General features: G+C 65.2%; 19 protein-coding genes. 8 read left to right on the top strand and 11 right to left on the bottom strand.

Translation table 11 applies throughout. The features are described 5' to 3' along the window. The first annotated feature begins 43 nt into the window (after positions 1 to 43). Positions 44 to 814 (top strand): acyl-CoA dehydrogenase family protein, encoded by a 771-nt coding sequence (locus AC5Y2L_RS19365; RefSeq protein WP_499937503.1) that lies wholly within the window; start codon positions 44 to 46, stop codon positions 812 to 814. A 41-nt stretch (positions 815 to 855) separates the two neighbouring features. Then, positions 856 to 1,170: a DUF4190 domain-containing protein gene (locus AC5Y2L_RS19360; RefSeq protein ID WP_499937401.1), complete on the top strand. Its 315-nt coding sequence runs from the start codon at positions 856 to 858 to the stop codon at positions 1,168 to 1,170. Here AC5Y2L_RS19360 and AC5Y2L_RS19355 read toward each other — a convergent pair whose 3' ends face one another. Then, a complete protein-coding gene (locus AC5Y2L_RS19355; protein WP_499944310.1) occupies positions 1,171 to 2,355 on the bottom strand; it encodes an acyl-CoA dehydrogenase family protein in 1,185 nt (394 codons plus the stop codon). Positions 2,356 to 2,578: 223 nt separating this feature from the next. On the opposite strand from AC5Y2L_RS19355, the gene AC5Y2L_RS19350 reads away from it, so the two are divergent. Together AC5Y2L_RS19350 and AC5Y2L_RS19345 are read left to right on the top strand one after the other, a co-directional pair. Continuing rightward, positions 2,579 to 3,232, top strand: coding sequence for a TetR/AcrR family transcriptional regulator (locus AC5Y2L_RS19350; protein WP_499937402.1), 654 nt, complete (start codon positions 2,579 to 2,581; stop codon positions 3,230 to 3,232). A gap of 103 nt (positions 3,233 to 3,335) precedes the next feature. Next, positions 3,336 to 4,181, top strand: coding sequence for an SDR family NAD(P)-dependent oxidoreductase (locus AC5Y2L_RS19345; RefSeq protein WP_499937404.1), 846 nt, complete (start codon positions 3,336 to 3,338; stop codon positions 4,179 to 4,181). 67 nt (positions 4,182 to 4,248) lie between these two features. Here the strand turns inward: AC5Y2L_RS19345 and AC5Y2L_RS19340 are convergent, their stop codons facing one another. The 7 genes from AC5Y2L_RS19340 to AC5Y2L_RS19310 form a co-directional block, all read right to left on the bottom strand. Next, entirely contained in the window at positions 4,249 to 5,049 is an 801-nt protein-coding gene (locus AC5Y2L_RS19340; protein ID WP_499937405.1) for an SDR family NAD(P)-dependent oxidoreductase, read from the bottom strand. A gap of 80 nt (positions 5,050 to 5,129) precedes the next feature. Continuing rightward, the gene (locus AC5Y2L_RS19335) at positions 5,130 to 6,248 is read right to left on the bottom strand and encodes a M24 family metallopeptidase (protein ID WP_499937407.1); all 1,119 of its coding nucleotides are present in this window, start codon (positions 6,246 to 6,248) and stop codon (positions 5,130 to 5,132) included. Next, positions 6,238 to 7,407, bottom strand: a complete 1,170-nt coding sequence (locus tag AC5Y2L_RS19330; protein ID WP_499937507.1) for a M24 family metallopeptidase — start codon at positions 7,405 to 7,407, stop codon at positions 6,238 to 6,240. The genes AC5Y2L_RS19335 and AC5Y2L_RS19330 overlap by 11 nt, the downstream gene beginning before the upstream one ends. Positions 7,408 to 7,472: 65 nt before the next feature. Next, positions 7,473 to 8,534, bottom strand: a complete 1,062-nt coding sequence (locus AC5Y2L_RS19325; protein ID WP_499937509.1) for an amidohydrolase family protein — start codon at positions 8,532 to 8,534, stop codon at positions 7,473 to 7,475. Positions 8,535 to 8,679: 145 nt separating this feature from the next. Further along, positions 8,680 to 9,933 (bottom strand): cytochrome P450, encoded by a 1,254-nt coding sequence (locus tag AC5Y2L_RS19320; protein WP_499937408.1) that lies wholly within the window; start codon positions 9,931 to 9,933, stop codon positions 8,680 to 8,682. A gap of 5 nt (positions 9,934 to 9,938) precedes the next feature. Further along, positions 9,939 to 10,133, bottom strand: a complete 195-nt coding sequence (locus AC5Y2L_RS19315; RefSeq protein WP_499937409.1) for a ferredoxin — start codon at positions 10,131 to 10,133, stop codon at positions 9,939 to 9,941. 10 nt (positions 10,134 to 10,143) lie between these two features. Continuing rightward, positions 10,144 to 10,800, bottom strand: coding sequence for a TetR/AcrR family transcriptional regulator (locus AC5Y2L_RS19310; RefSeq protein WP_499937411.1), 657 nt, complete (start codon positions 10,798 to 10,800; stop codon positions 10,144 to 10,146). 121 nt (positions 10,801 to 10,921) lie between these two features. Here AC5Y2L_RS19310 and AC5Y2L_RS19305 point away from each other — a divergent pair, with 121 nt between their 5' ends. Continuing rightward, positions 10,922 to 11,149, top strand: coding sequence for a type II toxin-antitoxin system VapB family antitoxin (locus AC5Y2L_RS19305; protein WP_499937413.1), 228 nt, complete (start codon positions 10,922 to 10,924; stop codon positions 11,147 to 11,149). Further along, positions 11,140 to 11,541 (top strand): PIN domain-containing protein, encoded by a 402-nt coding sequence (locus tag AC5Y2L_RS19300; protein WP_499937415.1) that lies wholly within the window; start codon positions 11,140 to 11,142, stop codon positions 11,539 to 11,541. Before AC5Y2L_RS19305 ends, AC5Y2L_RS19300 begins: the two co-directional genes overlap by 10 nt. 108 nt (positions 11,542 to 11,649) lie before the next feature. Here the strand turns inward: AC5Y2L_RS19300 and AC5Y2L_RS19295 are convergent, their stop codons facing one another. Then, positions 11,650 to 12,459 carry an SDR family NAD(P)-dependent oxidoreductase gene (locus AC5Y2L_RS19295; RefSeq protein ID WP_499937417.1) on the bottom strand — a complete coding sequence of 270 codons (810 nt, stop codon included), beginning with the start codon at positions 12,457 to 12,459 and terminating at the stop codon, positions 11,650 to 11,652. Positions 12,460 to 12,579: 120 nt separating this feature from the next. Here AC5Y2L_RS19295 and AC5Y2L_RS19290 point away from each other — a divergent pair, with 120 nt between their 5' ends. Beyond that, positions 12,580 to 13,335, top strand: a complete 756-nt coding sequence (locus tag AC5Y2L_RS19290) for an SDR family oxidoreductase (RefSeq protein ID WP_499937419.1) — start codon at positions 12,580 to 12,582, stop codon at positions 13,333 to 13,335. Between the two features lie 9 nt (positions 13,336 to 13,344). Here AC5Y2L_RS19290 and AC5Y2L_RS19285 read toward each other — a convergent pair whose 3' ends face one another. Both AC5Y2L_RS19285 and AC5Y2L_RS19280 read right to left on the bottom strand, forming a co-directional pair. After that, entirely contained in the window at positions 13,345 to 14,196 is an 852-nt protein-coding gene (locus AC5Y2L_RS19285) for a PPE family protein (RefSeq protein ID WP_499937421.1), read from the bottom strand. A 260-nt stretch (positions 14,197 to 14,456) separates the two neighbouring features. Then, positions 14,457 to 17,729 carry a helix-turn-helix transcriptional regulator gene (locus tag AC5Y2L_RS19280; RefSeq protein WP_499937511.1) on the bottom strand — a complete coding sequence of 1,091 codons (3,273 nt, stop codon included), beginning with the start codon at positions 17,727 to 17,729 and terminating at the stop codon, positions 14,457 to 14,459. A gap of 192 nt (positions 17,730 to 17,921) precedes the next feature. Between AC5Y2L_RS19280 and AC5Y2L_RS19275 the strand changes: the two genes are divergently transcribed. Next, positions 17,922 to 19,103: a serine hydrolase domain-containing protein gene (locus tag AC5Y2L_RS19275; RefSeq protein WP_499937423.1), complete on the top strand. Its 1,182-nt coding sequence runs from the start codon at positions 17,922 to 17,924 to the stop codon at positions 19,101 to 19,103. Positions 19,104 to 19,148: the final 45 nt, after the last annotated feature.

The following is a 19,148-nucleotide window of genomic DNA, read 5'->3' as shown; positions in this document are numbered from 1 at the left end:
CCGCGAGTCACTGCAGCTGTTGTCCGATTCGCTGCGGAACGCGATGGGCGCGAGCTCGGGCGCAAAGCTGGACGCGGCCCTGGCCGACCTCGGCTGGCTCGATATGCTCGACGAAATCCCTGATACCGCAATGCCTCTGGTGTTTCGGCTGCTCGGCGAAACCGGCGCGCACGCGCCCGTGCTCAACGACGTGGTATCCCGCGCGGCCCGATGCGGGCCCGGCGGCACCTTGCCATTGCCATTCGCCGGCGGCTCGTGGGTGGTCTGGGAACGTGCCGACAATCCCGGTTCGGCCCTCGACGATGAGCTGCCGATACATCGTGTGGCCCAAGCGGATTCATTGCCGTCGGCGGCATTGGCCGCGGGACGGTTGGCGCTTGGCTGGTGGCTGGTCGGCACCGGCACGGCGATGCTGGGCCTGGCTCGCCAGCACGCCGTGGACCGCGTCCAATTCGGTCGGCACATCAGCTCCTTCCAGGCGATCCGGCATCGGCTGGCCGAAACGCTGGTCGCACTCGAAGGGGCGGAGGCTACTCTGCTTGCCGCCGGTGACATACCGGAGGATTCGGAGCGCTCACACGCGTTGGCCTGCTTGCTGGCCAAAGCCGCGGCCGGCCAGGCCGCGTTGACCGCCGCACGCCACTGTCAGCAAGTCCTCGGCGGCATTGGTTTCACCGCCGAACACGACCTGCACCGTCATGTCAAGCGCTCGTTGGTGTTGGACGGATTGCTGGGCAGCACACGCGAATTGACCCGCGAGGCCGGGGTCATGTTGCGAGCTACCGGATCCGCGCCGCGGCTTGCCCAGCTGTAGCCTCCTGCGATGCGCCTCGACGTCGCCTAGACTCGGTGCCCATGAATCAGCCCGGCCCACCGCAAGACAAGTTGGCTGTGGTTTCGGTAATCCTGGGCGTGGTCGCGCTGATCACCTCCTGGGTAGTGATCGGGATTTTCTTCGGTATCGCGGCGATCGTGACCGGTAGGATCGGCCGATCACGGACCCACCGCGGCGCTGTGCCAGGTTCCCGGGCCGCGACGACCGGCATCGTCTTCGGTGGGGTGTCGATCGCGGCAGGGTTGATCGCCGTCGCCTGCTACGCCTGGATCTACACTCACCCCGACGAACATGACCACCACTGCAAGGACTTCGACACCTACCAGCGGTGCTGATTAATTGCGCGGGAGTCCGAGGATCCGCTCGGCGATGATGTTCCGCTGAATCTCCGAGGTACCGCCGGCGATGGTCGCGGCGAAGGTGCGCACATATCGGTCGAACCGGCTGCGATAATGACTGTCCAGATCAAGTGGGGCGAACGGGGCGGTGACCCCGTGCAGCGCAAGACCTTCCGCGCCCGCGGCGTTCAGCGCGTCTTCGGTGGCACGTTGCAAGGCCTCCGATCCGAGCAGCTTGAGCACCGATTGCGCGGGGACATCCTCTTCCCCGCGTGCGGCCTGCGCGATAGCCGCCGAACCCAGTAGTTGCAGCGCCTGCGCATCCATTACCAAAGTGGCGTAGTGATCGCGCTGTAACGTCCCCGACGGATCGAAATCCCTTGCGAGTGACCGCAACAGGTTGGCGTAGTCCATCCACAGCATGGCGCGTTCGTGGCCGAGCGAGCCGGTTGCCACGCGCCAGCCCCCATTGAGCTGGCCCACCAAATTGCCGGCTGGCACCCGCACGTCGGTGAAAAACACTTCGTTGAAGTCGACCTCGTCTTTGTCGCACACCGACGCAAATGGGCGGCACACCACCCCTGGCGTGTCGGTCGGAATCAACAACACGCTGATTCCCTGGTGTTTCGGCACATTCGGATCGGTGCGCACGAACGTCAGCAGCACATCGGCGTCATGGGCGCCTGACGTCCAGACCTTCTGACCGTTGACCACGAAGTGGTCGTCGTCAAGTACCGCACGCGTTTTCAACGACGCCAGATCCGAACCGGCGCCGGGTTCGCTCATGCCCAGCGACGCGGTGATCTCGGCGCGCAGGATGGGCACCGCCCAACGCTGTTTTTGTTCCGGTGTTCCGAACGACAACAACGACGCCGCGATGATCCCGATGCCTTGCGGGTTGAAACTCGGATAGATCCGTCGCCGCGACAACTCCTCGGCGTGCACGTACTGCTGCAACAGCGTCGCGTTGCGGCCACCGAACTCCGGCGGGTTGCCCGGCAGCAACCAGCCGTGGTCGAACAGCAGCCGTTGCCATCGGCGCGCCCACTCCGGAATGTGCGAACTCGACCGCGAACGCTCGAACGCTCCCCCTGACTCGGTGAGCTGAGGCAAGTGGGCGTCCAAGAACGCCACGAACTCGGCGCGGAACGCCTCGACGTCCGGGGCAAAGGTCAGCTGCACGGCACACACCTTCTGGGTTTCGGCAACCGTCGTTCACCAAGAAGGCGGTCGGTTCTTTCCGGTTACGCTTCCCTATACGCGTTTGAGAGAATAGTATTCTCGCATCACGAAAGTTACAATCTCCGACACGTCATCCGCGAGGGGGTCGAGCGCAGCGATGTCACGGCGTTCTCCGGTACAGTCCAATCATGTTCTCCCCTCGCGGCAATCAGCGGAGCCGTCGGTGACCAACCCAGGCGAGGAGCCGGCCTGGAAGCAGCGCGCCGTCGAGCGGTCCATCAAGACCGCGAAACTTCGTGCGGCACAACGCGTTCAGCGATTCTTGGACGCGGCGCAGGCCATCATCATCGAGAAGGGCAGCACGGACTTTACCGTCCAGGAGGTCGTGGACCGGTCTCGGCAGTCGCTGCGCAGCTTCTACCTGCAGTTCGACGGCAAGCATGAGTTGCTGCTCGCCTTGTTCGAAGACGCGTTGAGCCGATCAGCCGACCAGATCCGCGCCGCCACGGAAAGCCATTCCGACCCGCTCGAACGCCTCAAGGTCGCAGTCGAGTTGCTGTACGAGGCCTCCCGGCCCGACCCCACGGCCAAGCGGCCGCTGTTCACCGACTTTGCGCCCCGGTTGCTGGTCACTCACCCCGCCGAGGTCAAGGTCGCCACTGCCCCGCTGGTGGCGTTGCTGACCGAGCTCATGGAGGCAGCAGGCGAGGCCGGCGAATTGCGGGCCGGGATCAACCCGAGGCGGGTCGCCGCCATAACTATGCAGACGGTCATGCTGATCGCGCAGTACAGCGGCGGTGTTGACGACGCGACCGTCCACCCCATCACCGCCGACGAGGTCTGGGAATTCTGCTCACGGGGATTCGCCGGCAGCTAGCCCGGTGAGAACCAAATTCTCTGATATGTAGAGCATTGATCGCGCTGCACCGGTCTTACCCTGCCCTTCGATGCGGCGACCTGCCTTAAGTAGCATCCGGTCTGTGACTGGACTTGCCGGGTATGACGGGTGCGGAGCGGTAATCACTGGCGGCGCGAGCGGCATCGGGTTGGCCGCCGCTACCGAATTTGCCCGCCGCGGAGCCAAGGTGGTCCTTGCGGACATCGACAAGTCCCGGCTGGAACTGGCCGTGGCGCACCTGCGCCGTGACGGGTTCGAAGCGCACGGGGTGATGTGCGACGTCCGTCATCTCGAGGAGGTCACCGCACTCGCCGACGAGTCTGCCCGCCTGCTCGGCAAGGTGGACCTGGTATTCAGCAACGCAGGCATTGCGGTGGCGGGTCCGATCGCCGAGATGACACACGAGGACTGGCGGTGGGTGATCGACATCGATCTGTGGGGCTGCATCCATGCCGTCGAAGCGTTCATGCCCAGGTTGCTGGAGCAGGGCACGGGCGGCCATATCGCGTTCACCGCGTCCTTCGCCGGCCTGGTGCCCAATGCCGGACTCGGCGTTTACGGCGTCGCCAAGTACGGCGTCGTCGCGCTGGCCGAGACGCTGGCCCGTGAGGTCAGGGACAACGGCATCGGGGTGTCGGTGCTGTGCCCGATGGTCATCGAAACCAATTTGCTGGCCAACTCGGAACGTATCCGGGGCGCGGATTACGGGCTGGCGTCGACACCCGACGTCACCGGATCGGTGGGGGCACTGCCTCAGCAGGACGACTCGCTGGGCGTCGACGACGTCGCCCGGCTGATTGCCGACGCGATACTTGCCAACCGGCTCTACATCCTGCCGCACGAAGCCGCTCGGGCGTCGATCCGCCGCAGATTCGAGCGCATCGACAGTACCTTCGACGAACAGGCCGCCGAGGGCTGGCGCCACTAACGGCGAGCAGACGCAAAAGCCCCCGACCACTCAGCGTGTCGGGGCCTTTTGCGTCTGCTCGCGCTAGCTAACTGAGCCGGTACTCCCCCGTCTGCGGATCACGCCGCCAGCCGCTTGCGGCATGGGTACCACCGTCGACGTGGATCGTTTGGCCGGTGAGATAGCTCGACATATCCGAGGCCAAAAATACCGCGACAGAAGCGATCTCGTCGACGTGACCCGCGCGCCCCATCGGCACGGCCGTACCCATCGACGCCGTCGGCTGACCTCCGCTGAGAGCGGCCAACCCTTCGGTCAGTGTGATGTCGGGGGCTAACGCATTGACGCGTATTCCGTGCGGCGCGAGTTCGAGCGCCGCGGTCTTGGTGTAGTTGATGACGCCGGCCTTGGCCGCCGCATAGGCCGCGTAACCCGGTGCGGCACGCACGCCTTCGATCGACGCCAGCGATACGATGCTGCCCGGCAGGCCCGCGGCAACCAGCGCTCGCGCGACTCGCTGCGTGCACAGCAAAACGTGCCGCAGGTTGGCCTTATAGAGTGCATCCCAACCGTTTTCGCTGGTTTCCAGGAGCGGAGAAGAGAACGTACCGCCGGCATTGTTGATCAGGATCGTCACCGTACCGATTTCGGCGGTGGTGCGTTGCAGTGCGGCGTCGACCTGCGCAGGGTCGCGCACGTCGGTCGGAATACCTAGCGCGCCAATGGCTTTCGCGGCACCAGCACAGGTCTGCGGGTCACGCTCCCAGATGGCTACCGAGGCTCCGAAAGCGGCCAGGCCCGCCGCGATTCCGCGGCCGATGCCTGATCCGCCGCCGGTCACCACGGCCGCCCGGCCGGTCAGTAGAATGTTCGACGGATCAAGTGCCATGGCGCCCTAGGTCCGGCGAGCAGACGCAAAATTCCCCAAACGCCGCGCGTTTCGGGGGATTTTGCGTCTGCTCGGCCACGTCATGCCGACCAGAACGGACTAGAGGTCAGCACTTCCGAACCGCCGGCGGTGATGAGGACCGCTTCGCGGCCGAATATCGCACCAACCCCCTGCTCCCAGACGTAGCCGGTCACGGCGAGCACCATTCCCGGCTCCAGGCGTTCGCCGGCCGCGGTCGCCGGCAGGGCCGACGATATGACCGGCGAGTCGAACCCCATCCCAAGGCCGCGGGCCACCGGCATCGGCGGCGCCGGCTCGCCCACCGCCCGATAAGCGTCGAGCAGCCCCGCGGCACAGGAACCCGGCTGGCACGCCGCGATCAGCTTGGCCCACAAGGCATCCCAGCGCTTGTACAACAGTGAAGCGGCCTGCGCGTGGCCAGCGGGCCAGGTCCGCCCGACCTCGCCAATATAGCCACCAGCCAACACCCCCGCGGAAAACGCCACCAGATCCCCCGCCTGGACGCGGCCGTCCGACGTGGCCCGCCGCCACGGGTGATCGCGTGAAGTCACCCATGCGACATCCTGATTCGACGGGGTACTCACCCCTCCGGCGGCGAGCGCTTCCAACAGCACAGCCGCCAGTATCTGTTCGCTGACACCGGGACGCAGCTCGGCGACCGCGGCGGCCAGGCCGGACTCGGCCACTGCGATAGCCTCCCGCAGCGCCCCGATCTCTAAATCGGTCTTGATGCGCCGCGCGGCGCGCATGGCCAGCTCTCCGTCGACCAGCTCGGCGTTCGGAAACGCCGACGGCAGCAGCCGCGCGAAAACCGGTGACAGCGCGTCGGTTCCAACCCGACGAGCGGTCGCCGCGCCGTCGATGCGCTGCAGCGCCGCGATGGTGTTCGCCGGATTCCACGAAATGCCGTAGAGGTTTTCGTGTGGGATGTCATCGGGAACGCCTTCGTCCCAGGTGCTGAGCAGATAAACCTCCCCGGTAGCCCGCACCAGCACACAGGTCGGCCCGAACGGCCGGGTTCCGGCCACCCACAATTGCGGCGCGCCGGCGACATAGCGGACGTTGGCTTGCCGACCGAGGACCAGGATGTCGAGATCGTGTGCGGCCATTTGGGCCAGCGCCCGCTCTCGACGACCCGAACGCAGCGCCCGGTCGTCGGGCAGGACTTCAGTTCCCATAGGGGTCATAGGGGTAGTCGGTCAATCGTGTCCAGCCTTCCTCGGTGATCACCAGCACCTCTTCGCTGCGGTATCCGCCGGTGCCGTCCTCCCACACCACCGGCTCGAGCACCAGCACCATGTTCGGCTGCAGCACAAAGTTCTCGTCGAACTCGTCGCCCAGATCGGTTCCTATCATCGGCATTTCGGCCGCGTTCACGCCGATACCGTGGCCTAGGTAGAAATGCGGCAGCCAGGGCCGCACACCGTCGTTTGCCGCGGTTGCCGCCCTACCCAGATCGGCCGCGGTGGCTCCGGCCCGGGCGACGTCGAGGACGGCGGTCATGATTTCCGACCACCGCTCGAACTGCGCCCGCTGACGCGGTGTCGGATCGCGGCCGACGATCCAGGTGCGTCCAAAGTCCGAGCAGTAACCGCCGTAGGTGATGCTGACGTCGGTCCACAGCACGTCGCCTTCGACAAGTTCGCGCTCGGTGGTCAACAGTGGTAAAGCCAAGTCGCCGTGCGTCGTCCAGACGCCTTCGGCCCTGCTCTGCGGCATCACCTGCCAAATCGGTTCCAGCATGCTGGCCGTGGCGCCCAGCTCGAAGGCCCGCCGCAGGAAGCTCGCCGACAACTCGATCTGGCGCAGGCCGGGCGCCAGCGCCTTGTGGACGTCGATCATCGCCTCGTCGGTGATCCGGATGGCGGTACGCAGGCAGGCCAGTTCGTCTTGAGTTTTGATCACCTTGGCGGCGCTGACCACGGCGGCGGCGTCGACGGGAGCGCCGTTGGGGAACAACAGCTTTGCGGCCCGCGACATGGCGCCGGTGCACTCGTCGACCGCGATCACCGCGCCCGGCGGAATCAAGTCGGCCAGCACCCGGGCGAAACTCTCTACGCCTTCGTCGAATTCGAGATACACCGGTCCGTGCAGGTGATCGGCGGGCAGGTCGGACTCGTGGGCCGCACCCTCGCGGAACGGCAGGAATAGGTGCGGCCACTCGTCGTCGCCGAGCACCACCGCCACCGGCCGCTCGACATGGGCTAGCCCGGCATCACCCAGCGGCCAACTGGTCCCGGTGGCATAGACCACTGCGTTGTTGCCCAGCAGGATCATCGCGTCGACGCCACGTTCGGCCATCGCTGCGCGCAGCCGCGCCCCGGTTTCCCGACGCATCCGGGCCAGGTCGGGCGCGTCGGGAATCACCAAGTCGGTGGCACGGCTGGCTTGCGCGAAAGTCGTCACAGCCCTAGGAATTCGGTGATGTTGCCGCTGACGATCCGGGCCGCATTCTGCGGACCCACCGCGTCGACGACGGCGGCCAGTGACTTCTCGGAATAGCCATAGGTGCTTTCGTTATGCGGGTAATCCGACGACCACATCACCTTGTCCACGCCGATCTTGTCGATCAGCTGCAGCCCTAGCGGGTCCACCATGAACGACGCGCTCATGTGGTTGTCCCAGTAGTACCGCACATCGTGCAGCAGGGGCCGGTTGAACATGTGCCGGTAGGACGCCACCAGGTGCTCGGCATCTTGCAGGGCCCACGGCACCCAGGAGATGCCGCCTTCGAACCATCCGATCTTCAGGCCCGGATGCTGATCGAGGATGCCGCCAAAGATGTACTTGGAGAACGTCTCCCGGAATCCGTCGATGTTGATCATCATCCCGACCACCACGCTGTTGAATTCGCAGGGGCTTTTCGGAGGCGTTTCCCCGATGTGGTGGGAGACCGGGATTCCGGACGCTTCGATCTCGTCCCACACCGCGCTCATCGACGTGCTCGCGTAGTCGATGGGGTTGCCGTCGTCATCCTTCCCCGGATTCAGCGGCATCAGGAAAGTCTTGAGGCCCAACGATTTCAGCTCGGCCAGTGTGCGCCGGGTGCCTTGCGGGTCCCACCAGTTGATCAGTCCGGCGCCGTAGAAGTGGCCGTTCGAGCGTTCCTGCAACTCCGCGATGTAATCGTTGTAGATACGGAAGGCCAGTTCGCGAAGTTTCTTGTCCGGGTAATGGAATAGGGCCAGGACGGCATTGGGGAAGGCCAGTTCTTTGTCGACGCCGTCGTCGCGCAGCTCCTGGATCCGGGCCTCGATATTGGTGCTCGCGGCGCCCGGGAGGTCGTCGTATTGCATCAGCACCGCACTGAAATCGCCCGGCAGGAACGACTGTCCCTTGCGCCCGACTTGGTAGGCGCCGTCCTCGTACCAGATCCGCGGCGCCTTGTCCTTGAGGTCGTCGGGGAAACGTTCGTAGAAGATGTCGGCGGCCAACGAGATGTGGTTGTCCGCCGAGAAGACCACGGTCCCCTCCGGGAGACCGACGTCGCGGCCGACGGCGTGACCACGTCGATTCTTCGGCGCGCCAAAGCCTTCCGGCGGGTAAAGGGAGACGGTGTTGGTCTGAGTGGACATTGTTGACCTTCCAATCGGCTTGGGCGCGCAGGGGTTACCAGGTGACGGGTAGTTCGTAGACGCCGTAGGCGAGCCGGTCGTGCTTGAACGGGATGTCGGCGACCGGGACGGCCAGCGACAGCGTGGGGATGCGGCGAAACAGGGTGTGGAACACGATCTGCAACTCCGCGCGGGCCAGCTGCTGGCCGACACACTGGTGACGGCCATAGCCGAAGGCGACGTTGCGGTCGGCGCCCGAGCGGTGCAGATATAGCCGGTCCGGCTCGGCGAACGCATTCGGATCCCAGTTGGCCGGAGCCAGGTCGATGATGATGCCCTCGCCGGCGCGAATGGTTTCCCCGGCGATATGGATGTCTTCGACCGCGATGCGGCGCTGGCCGTTTTGGATGATGCTGAGGTAGCGCAACAGCTCCTCGACGGCGCTGGCGATGACCTTGGGATCTTCGGCGTCGCGCAGGACGGCCAGCTGGTCGGGATGCTCCAGTAGCGCGAGCACGCCCAGGCCGATCATGTTCGCCGTGGTCTCGTGTCCGGCGATCAGCAATCCGGTGCCCAGTTGGGCGGCCTCTTTCACGCTGAGTTCACCGGCCTTGACCCGCTCGGCCAGATCGGAAACCGCATCCTCGGCCGGATTTTCCATCTTGGCTTCGACGAGCCGGGCAAGGTACTTGTGCAAGCTGATCGCGCCCTTGGCGGTGTCCTCGCCGGTCGCATAGCGCGCCAATCCGACGGAGGCGTGATGCTGGAACATCTCGGCGTCCTCGTAGGGCACCCCCAGCAGTTGACTGATCACCAGGGACGGGACGGGCAGCGCCAATGCGGTGACGACGTCGGCGGGCTTGGGACCGGCCAGCATGGCGTCGATGTGGTCGTCGGTGATCTGCTGGATGGTCGGGCGCAGTCCCTCGACCCGCTTGAACGTGAACGGCTTGGACAGCATCCGCCGGTAGCGGGTGTGCTCCTCGCCGTCGGAGGTGAACACCGACCGTGGGCGCTTGTGTATCGTCGCCAGCATGCCCGCGTTCCAGTGCGGGAAGCCGGGCGTGCGGTCGTCGACGCTGACGCGGGAGTCGGAGAACAATTCGCGGCATTGTTCGTAGCCGGTGATGAGCCACGGCGTGCTGCCGTCCCAGATCCGGACCCGCGACAGCGGCCGCTCTGCGGCGAGCGCCATGACGTCGGGAGGCGGAGCGAAGGGACACCCGGCCGCTCTGCTCATCGGATAGTCGGGGATTCCGGGGGCAGCCCCTGTTCCGGAAGGCCCACTGCCGGCAAGTGTTTCGGACATCGTTCTCATTCCTCGACATGAATCGCCAGCGCAGGACAGGCCGCAGCCGCCCGGCGGGCACCCTCGGCCTGGTCAACCGAGGGGTTCGGGTTGAGCAGCACGACCACGCCGTCGTCGTCCCGCTGGTCGAACACCTCGGGCGCATTCAATACGCAGTTGCCCGAGGAAGCGCAAATATCTTGATCGACAGTCACTTTCATTACAACGCCTTCATTCGTGCGGCGTCACGGGGGCCAGCCACAGCCCCACGATCGCGTCGATGAGGCCGGATGCCGCTGCGCGCCACGATGATTGGTGCATGGACGAGCCCGTTGCCAGCGCCCGTTCCCGGTCCGCACACGTGTGCATCAGCAGGTTGCGGGCCATGACGTTGCGTTCGTAACGCACCTCGGCGGGCAGGTCGGGCAGGCAGCGGTTGATGCCGTCGACGACCTGCACCAGCGACGGCGAGCTGAGAGCGCCTTTGACGATGATGTGGTAATAGGCCGGATCGGTCATCGCCTGTGCGGCGAAACGCGCGTACCACGTGGGATTCCCCAACGTCTCCAGGTGGTCGGTGAGCGGGCGCACCAGGCAGGCGATCCAGTCGCGCATGTCGGTCGAATCCCCGAGCTCGGCCACCATCTGCTCGCGCAGCCGTTCGACCGGCCCGCGGTGTTTCTGCTCGATGGCGCGCACCAGGTCGGCCTTGGTGCCGAAGTGGTAGCCCACCGCCGCGTTGTTGCCCTGCCCTGCGGCCTCGCTGACCTGTCGGTTGGACACTGCGAACATGCCGTGCTCGGCGTAGAGCCGTTCGGCGGCCGCGAGGATGGCCTCCTGCGTGGAGGTGGCACGCTCGGTACGCACGGTCCTGGCCGCTGCCGTCATGCCGTCTAGTGAAACCCCAGGGCGGTGGTTAAGTCAAGCGATTGATTTAATCTCGCTGCCGCGAGAAGGGCTAATCATCGCCCGCAATGATATGTACATATCTCATCGGTATGCTGTATGCATGCCGAAGCGGACGACAATCGAAATCGACGAAGACCTGCTTGCACGAGCGAAACGCGCTTTGGGTTGCACGACGACCCGCGCGACCGTTGAGGAGGCTCTGCGGCGGGCCGCTACCCAAGCAGAGCAAGCCCAGGACGAGCGCGCGGCTCGACAGCGCTACTACCTTGAGCGGCTTTCTCAGCAGGTCGACTTGGATGTGCTCGCCTCGGAGGAGATGTGGCGGTAGCGGGCTGGATCCTCGACAAGAGCGCCGCTGCCCGCAGTTCCGATCCCGTCATCGGTGCCCAGCTCGCAGAGTTGGCCGGAAGGCTCTATGTCTGCCCGATCGGCGAGCTTGAGCAGCTCTACTCCGCCCGGTCGGCGCGCCACTACGACCAATTGCAGGCCGAGTTGCGCGCCAGCTTCGATATCGTCGCGGCTCCGCCCGACGTGCTGGAACGAGCGCTCGTGCTCCAGCGCGATCTCGCCCATCACCACGGAATGTGGCATCGCACGCCGATCCCTGATCTGCTCATCGCTGAAACAGCTATCCATCACGCACTCGGGATCGTGCATGTCGACGGTGACTATGACCGCATCGCTGAAGTTCGGCCGCTAACTTCTCGCCGTCTCAGCTAGTCCGGGAGGTCCCTTGCTCCGCCGCTTCCCAACGCCTCGTCGAGCGTGCACTCATGGCGAAGAAATCGCCAAAAGTTCGCCGTCAGTGCACGTTCGGCGTCAGGCCGGCTAACCCTTGCGCGTGGAGCGAATTACCTTGCCCGCGACCGTCCCGCCGTCCACGGGCAGCACGGTGCCAGTGACGTAGCGCGAGCGCTCACTGGCGAAATACAGCGCCGCCTCGGCGATGTCGTCGGGCGCACCCTCACGTTTGAGCGGCCGGTCGTCGCGCATGGTCTGACGAATGCGCGCCTCGTATCGCTCGAGTTCGGCAGGGTCAGCGTTGCCCGCCGAGGTCGCCAATAGCGGCGTAGGGATGTTGCCCGGCGCGATGGCGTTGACCCGAATCTCGTAGTGCGCCAACTCGATTGCCGCGCACTTGGTGAACTGGATGACGGCCGATTTCGACGCGCGGTAGGTCATCACACCGCCGCCGGCTTGAATCCCGCCGATCGACGTCATATTGACGATAGATCCACCGCCGTGAGCGGCCATGTGCCGCGCGGCATCTCGAGTACCTGCCATTACGCCCAGCACATTCACCGACATGATGCGGTCAAAATCGGCCAAGTCATCGTCGAGGAACCGGCGGTGCATGGTGCCCGAAATTCCGGCGTTGTTCACCATGACGTGCAGGCCACCGAACTTTTCGACGGCAGCAGCAACCAGCGCGCCGACCTGTTCGGGATCGGAGACATCGGTCCTTACGAAGAACGCGTCGTCGCCCAGCGCGTCCGCCAATGCCCGACCGCCGGCAATTTCCACATCGGCGATCACTACTCGCGCACCTTCAGCCACAAAGCGCTCCACAGTGGCGCGGCCGATGCCGGACGCACCCCCGGTAACGATGGCGACTTTGCCGCCAAGTTCGTTGACCACACGACGAGTTAATCGGCGTGTACGGATTAAGTCAAGCAGTTGATTTAGAGTGCCTCTCGAAGCCTTGGCCGTTCCGTGCGATGCTGACGCAGTTCATCGGAACACCGAAAGGCCTTGATCATGAAGTTCGTAGTCGTCGGCGGCAGTGGACTGATCGGCTCGCAGGTCGTCGCCCAGCTCGCCGAGTTCGGCCACGAGGCCGTCTCAGCCTCCCCTCGCTCGGGTGTCGACACCCTCACCGGCGAAGGTGTGGCCGAAGCCTTGACGGGTGCGCACACGGTGATCGACGTGTCGAACTCGCCGTCCTGGGCCGATGACGACGTACTGAACTTCTTCACCACTTCTACCCGTAACCTCCTCGAGGCGGAGCGCGCGACCGGCGTGGGCCACCACGTCGCGCTGTCTATCGTCGGCGCCGATCGGACCAGCGAAAGCGGCTACATGCGCGCAAAGGTGGCCCAGGAGAAGCTGATCGTCGAATCGGGAGCTGCGTACTCGATTGTGCGGGCAACCCAGTTCTTCGAATTCGTTGACGGCATTGCCGATTCGATGACCGACGGTGACACCGTGCGTGCGCCGCATGCTGCGTTTCAGCCCATCGCCGCCGCCGACGTCGCCACGGCCGTCACCCGTGCGGCAACAGGCGAACCGGTCAACGGCATTGTCAATATCGCCGGGCCGGAAAAGCTCGGCATGGACGACTTCATCCGCACCCGGTTTGCGGCCACCGGCGATGCGCGTCAGGTGGTGACCGACCCGGAGGCCCGCTATTACGGTGCGGCACTCGACGATCGCAGCATCGTCCCGGTGGACGGCGAAAATCTGACCGCCTACCCGACCCGCTTTACTGACTGGATGGCCGCCCGCCCGCACTGACGCGCCCTGTCAGGCGATAGACCTCAAGCCACCAACCGCGATCTCGCCCCAACTGCGCGGCACCGCCAACCTGCCGACCAACACACCGCGCCCGAAGGCCGCCGACACCGTCGTCTCGTTTTTCGCCGACGCCAGCGCCGAGGTGCCCGACGAGGTCATGCTCAGCGGCGAACTGATCGCGGCGGCAAAGGCATTCAGCGGCGGCGCAATTGGTCGTAGCCGCAGCATGGTGGTCATCACCGTGGCCGCAGATACCGTCTGCGTCGGCTGGCCGAGACTTCGCAGCGCCCGCGGCACAGCGGCCATGGCCTGGGCCACCACGTCAGGGATGCCGGTGTCAGCCCCCAGCGTCGGCGATGCCAGCGGAGTCAAGTCCGCGGCAACCGACGAAGCACCGGCGTAGCGGTACATCGCGGAGGCATCCTGGGCCCACATTTCGCCATAGTCGGCCTCGAGCGAGGCGATCGCCGGCGTGTCCAGATTGACGACGTTGTCCGCGGCCAGCGACGCCAGCCGAGCGCGGTTCGCATCGATCACCGCCGGCGGGACCGTTGCGGCGAAGGCGTTCTCGAATGCGCTCGCGGCGGCCCTGGCCTGGCCGGCGACCGCCTCCGCGTGCTCGGCGGTTTTCGTCAGCCAACGCAGGTAGGGCGTCACGGCGGCAGCCATCGCGTCGGCTGCGTCGCCCCGCCAGTCCTCGTCGGTCAATGCGACGACGATCGAGTGGAAAGTGCTTGCGGTGCCGTACAAGTCGTCGGCCAGTTTGTCCCAGGCGGCCGCCGCCACCAGCAGCGGTTCCGAGCCGGAACCCGAATACATTCGGGCGGAGTTGATCTCAGGCGGTAGCGCTCCGAAATCCATTCCGTCTTACCTCCGCGCGTCTACCTGGTCCGGTGCCGTGACTCAGTCGCGTTGCCGTCCTTCATAACCGCGTGCCGTTCGGCATGGGTCTGCTGCCGAGCGGGTCGGCCACATTCGTTAGCGGAGGTTTAGTCAATTGTGATCACGCGGCCGAAGTCTCGCATCCGGTAAGAAAACAACGCCGGCGAAGCGCCGGCAACTCAAAACGCGGGCGGTAACCAGGCCGTAACGGCACTCATAGAATTCAAATGTTCTGCTGACTACGGAATGCGGCCCTGACGTACGGCTTCCTGCGCAAGCTGCACTCGGGATGTGAAGCCAAGTTTGGTGTACATGTGGGTGAGGTGTGCTTGGACCGTCCGCGGCGACACGAACAGCCGTTCGGCGATGTCCTTGTTCGCCAGTCCCTCGCTGACCAACCTCGCCACTTCGAGTTCGGTCCGGGTCAATGACGCCCAACCACTGGCCGGCCGTTTGCGTTCGCCCCGCCCGCGCAGCGCATAGGTGATGGCGTCGTCGGTCGACAGTGCCGCGCCGTCCGCCCACGCCGATTGGAAGTCGCCCTCCCCCAGTCCATTACGACAAGCGTCAAGCGACCGGTTGTAGGTGTCTTGGTACACCGGCACCCGGTGTTCGTCGGTGCGGTCGCGGATGGCCGCGGCGGCTCCGAGAAGCCGCGCGGCGTCGCCGTGGTTCCCGCCGTCTACTGCCAAGCTCGCCAGGCATTCCAGGATGGCGGGGACAAAGAGGCGGCTTTGATTATCGGCGGCGATCGACAGCGCCTGGTAGGCATCGCGACGGGCCTGTTCGTTGTCGCCACAGTCACCTGCGAGGTATGACCGGATGCTCAATGCAAACATCTTGTGCCAGCCGGCCAGGGTGGCGACGGCCTCGTCGGCTAGTTCTCGCGCCTTGGCCAGGTCCCCTCCGGCGTGAGCGCATAGGGCGACGGCGCCGATCGCCACACTGCCGCGGTGTACAGCGGGAAGCTCCCAGACCCTGGTGCCTAGCTCTCGTGCGGAGTCGACGTCACCGGCGGCCACCGCAGCCCAGGCGAGCACGGTCGTGGCAGCGCGTTCCAATACGACGTCGAGTTCTGCCGCCGCTGTCATCGCGGCGCGCCCGACGCTCTGCGCTTCGGCAACGTCACCGCGACACACCAGGGCACAGCCTTGGCTGATGAGGGCCAACATCATCCCGAGGACATCACCGTCGGATTCACAATCGGCGAAAACCGCACGGTACGTCTCGATGGCGCCAGAAAGATCTGCCCGCATCATTTGCGACATGCCCATAGCCCAGCGGCACAAATGCGCGTTGAGCCAGTCGTCGAGGGCATCGGCCAGGTCGGCTCCCTCGCTGCCGAGCGCGCTGGCCGCAACCGGATCGCCCGCCATGGCGGCGAGATAAGCCTGGCGACCCAGAATTTGGCTGAGCGCCCAGTCATCTCCGGTGGCCCGGCACAGTTGCATTGCTTCATCGAAATACGCTGCAGCCGTGTCGAAATCGAGCCCAGCGAGGCAGCCGCAGGCGGTGAGTGTTCGGGCCAGCAATGCGGGATCGCCGAGCTCGCGGGCGAATTCCAGGGCGCGGTGGACCTGTTCCCGCCCGTCTATCGCGGCGGTCAGGGAATCCAAGACCGCTTTGTCGGCTATCGCACGGGCATATGTCGTCCGGTCGAGGTCCTGCTGATCCGAGCCGTCGTCATCGAGGATCGACTTGAACCAACTCAGCCCCTCGCGTAATCGTCCCCGCCCTTGCCAAATCGGCTGCAGCGACGATGCCAGCCGAAGCCCGGCCGCAGCGTCATGGTCACAGCAATAGGCGAATGCCGTTCGCATGTTGTCGATTTCGGATTCCACGCGGATTGCGCAACGCCGAAAACTGTTGCGGGTAGGGGTATTCAGCTCAGATGCCAGTGCCATGTAGTAGTCGCGATGCCGGGCGCGCACGGTTTCTGCCTCGCCCGACTCGCCCAGCTTTTCCAGTCCGTACTCCCGAATAGTTTCCAGCATGCGGTATCTGGTGTGATCGGCGATATCGTCGGCCTGGACCAGTGACTTGTCGACCAGCAGGGTCAGTTGGTCGAGCACCTGATAACGCTGCACACCTGCGCCGCCGCAGACGGCCACGGCGGCATCGAGGTCGAAACCTCCAGCGAACACGGCCAGTCGGCGGAACAAGACGGTCTCGGCGTCGGTGAGCATTGAATGCGACCAGTCCACCGAAGCCCGCAGCGTCTGTTGGCGCCGCACGGCCGTGTGGGCGCCGCCGGTGAGCAGCTGGAAACGGTCGTGCAGGCTGTCGCGGATCTCGGCGGCCGACAAGGCCCGCATGCGAGCGGCCGCGAGCTCGATGGCCAGCGGCATACCGTCGAGGCGGCGGCAGATTTCGGTCACGACTGCGAGATTGCCCTCGGTGATCGTGAAATCGGGCCGGACGTGACGGGCGCGGTCGGTGAACAACTCGACGGCCTCGTCGGCCAGCGCGAGGGACGGGACCTGCCAGTTGACCTCGGCGGCGGCGCGGAGCGGTTCGCGGCTGGTAGCCAACAGGCGCACGGCTGGGCAGCGGCTCAGCAATGTAACAGCAAGCGCCGCAGCTGCTTCCAATAGATGCTCGCAGTTGTCGAGGACAATCAGCGCCTGATCGTCACCGATGCGCGCGGCGACGGTGTCGACGATCGAGCGGCCCGGCTGATCGGGCAGCCCCAGGGCTTGGGCGACGGCCGCCTCGACGAGATCTGGATCGGCGATAGGGGCGAGGTCAACGTAATGGACGGTGCCCCTGATCTCGTCGGCGAGGATCGCTGCCACCTGGATGGCCAGGCGGGTCTTGCCAACCCCGCCCGCGCCGGTCAGCGTCACCAGCCGGTGTTCCCCGAGGATGCGCCGGAGTTCCGCGATTTCGGCGGCGCGCCCCACGAAGCTCGTCAGTGGCACCGGAATAGATTGTGTAGCAGTGCTATTCGTGGAACGCAGTGGAGGGAATTCGATGCGCAGGTCAGGATGGCACAGTTGCAGAATGCGTTCGGGGCGCGCCAGATCGCGCAGTTGGTGGCTCCCCAGATCGGACAACCACGCTCCGTGTGGCAGATGGTCGATCAAAAGCTGCTCGGTTGCGGCCGTCAGCACGGTTTGGCCGCCGTGGGCCAGGTCGCGTACCCGAGCGGCCCGATTGATTGTGGTGCCGACATAATTTGCCGCGTCACGCAGCTGAATCTCGCCAGTGTGCAGGCCGATGCGCAGACGAAGCGGCGCCAGCGGCGCGAGCTGCAATGCCAAGGCGCACGCGGCGGCGTCGCTGGCCCGGTCGAACGCGATGACGAAGCTGTCGCCCTCGCCTTGTTCGACCGGCCGCGCCCCGGCGTATGTATCCACCAGCCTCGTTAACGTCGAGTCCAGCCGTTTGACGGCTTCGGTCATCTCGGCGGGTTGGCTTTGCCACAGACCGGTGGATCCTTCGACATCTGCCAACAGCAGCGTCACCGTTCCGGTCGGCAGTTCGCTCACGCCCAGCTCGCTCCAGTTCATTGGCGGCGTGTCCGCGCGGGGATCAGATGCACCCATGCTAGCCAGCATGCGACGCGTCAGCGTCGCACAACATCAGCGGATATGCGTAGAAAACGACGTAGGCGAGACTGCGCGCAATTACGCGATCCGACCCATGATCTTCGACCCTCCGGCAGCGCATAGTCGAACGACCGACGAACGAGGAGATCTACCATGACTCAACAATTCTGCGAGGCCGCGGTCGGCGCCGTGCTCGCCGGACACTGCGACCGGCGCTTTACCGACCTCGCCACCGCACTTGCCGACGAGATCACCACCGGCGGTGAACTCGGTGCGGCGATCGCGGTCGAGGTCGATGGCGAGATGGTCGTCGACATGTGGGGCGGCTACGTCGACGGCGCCCGGACCAGGCAGTGGAATCGGGACACCATCGTCAACGTCTTCTCCAGCACCAAGAACGTCACCGCGCTGGCGGCGCTGCTGCTCATCGACCGCGGCCGGCTCGATCCGTATGCGCCCGTCGCCAAGTATTGGCCGGAGTTCGCCGCAAATGGAAAACAGGACGTTGAGGTACGTCATGTGCTGAGCCACACGTCTGGGGTGTCGGGCTGGGAGATGCCGTTCACCGTCGACGGGCTGTACGACTGGGAGAAGTCCACCGCGCAGCTTGCGTCGCAGGCGCCGTGGTGGCAACCCGGCAGCGCGTCGGGTTATCACGCGCTGACCAGTGGCCACTTGGTGGGTGAGATCGTCCGCCGCATCACGGGTAAATCGCTCAAAGAGTTTGTCCGCGAGGAGATCGCGGTTCCGTTGGGCGCTGACTTCCAGATCGGCGCACGACCGGAGGACGACAGCCGCATCGCCGAGCTGATCCCGCCGCCGGCGTTGGGCATACCGTTGGACGCCGTCCCCGAAAATCATCCGATGCGCAAGACCTTCGCCATCATGGCGCCGACTCCAGAAGCAGCGTTGATGGCCCAGACAACCGCCTGGCGGCGCGCCGACGTCGGATCGGCCAACGGCCACGGCAACGCGCGCTCGCTTGTGCGGTCGCTCTCGGCGATATCGTTGGGCGGCAACGTCGCTGGAATCCGTCTGCTAAGCCGGGACACTATCGACTTGATATTCGAGGAGCAGGCCGACGGCGTCGATCTGGTGCTGTGCATGCCGGCCCGGTGGGGTATCGGCTATGCATTGCCCAAACCCGAAGCCGTTCCGGACATTCCGCTGGGAAGGATCTGCTACTGGGGCGGCTGGGGCGGGTCGATGGTGGTGATGGACCTGGACCGGCGGATGACGTTCGCCTACGTGATGAACAAGATGGGACAAGTCACCGCCGCGGGGTCAGACCGCACCCAGAAGTACACCCGATTGATCTATGAGGCTGTTGGGTGAGTTCTCATGTGCGATTTCGTAGATTTCCCTGGGTCACTGGACTAT

The organism is Mycobacterium sp. NGS66 (assembly GCF_059812225.1).
The sequence above is the reverse complement of the archived record's forward strand: the minus strand, read 5'-3'. Positions and strand labels throughout refer to the sequence as shown.

Excerpts from the sequence above, each read along its gene's own strand:
- AC5Y2L_RS19340 (WP_499937405.1), bottom strand. The coding sequence starts at position 5,049 with ATGGCACTTGATCCGTCGAACATTCTACTGACCGGCCGGGCGGCCGTG.
- AC5Y2L_RS19310 (WP_499937411.1), bottom strand. The coding sequence starts at position 10,800 with ATGACGGCAGCGGCCAGGACCGTGCGTACCGAGCGTGCCACCTCCACG.
- AC5Y2L_RS19330 (WP_499937507.1), bottom strand. The coding sequence starts at position 7,407 with ATGCGTCGGGAAACCGGGGCGCGGCTGCGCGCAGCGATGGCCGAACGT.
- AC5Y2L_RS19280 (WP_499937511.1), bottom strand. The coding sequence starts at position 17,729 with ATGAACTGGAGCGAGCTGGGCGTGAGCGAACTGCCGACCGGAACGGTG.
- AC5Y2L_RS19315 (WP_499937409.1), bottom strand. The coding sequence starts at position 10,133 with ATGAAAGTGACTGTCGATCAAGATATTTGCGCTTCCTCGGGCAACTGC.
- AC5Y2L_RS19305 (WP_499937413.1), top strand. The coding sequence starts at position 10,922 with ATGCCGAAGCGGACGACAATCGAAATCGACGAAGACCTGCTTGCACGA.
- AC5Y2L_RS19365 (WP_499937503.1), top strand. The coding sequence starts at position 44 with ATGGGCGCGAGCTCGGGCGCAAAGCTGGACGCGGCCCTGGCCGACCTC.
- AC5Y2L_RS19290 (WP_499937419.1), top strand. The coding sequence starts at position 12,580 with ATGAAGTTCGTAGTCGTCGGCGGCAGTGGACTGATCGGCTCGCAGGTC.
- AC5Y2L_RS19360 (WP_499937401.1), top strand. The coding sequence starts at position 856 with ATGAATCAGCCCGGCCCACCGCAAGACAAGTTGGCTGTGGTTTCGGTA.
- AC5Y2L_RS19320 (WP_499937408.1), bottom strand. The coding sequence starts at position 9,933 with ATGTCCGAAACACTTGCCGGCAGTGGGCCTTCCGGAACAGGGGCTGCC.
- AC5Y2L_RS19275 (WP_499937423.1), top strand. The coding sequence starts at position 17,922 with ATGACTCAACAATTCTGCGAGGCCGCGGTCGGCGCCGTGCTCGCCGGA.
- AC5Y2L_RS19285 (WP_499937421.1), bottom strand. The coding sequence starts at position 14,196 with ATGGATTTCGGAGCGCTACCGCCTGAGATCAACTCCGCCCGAATGTAT.
- AC5Y2L_RS19335 (WP_499937407.1), bottom strand. The coding sequence starts at position 6,248 with ATGGGAACTGAAGTCCTGCCCGACGACCGGGCGCTGCGTTCGGGTCGT.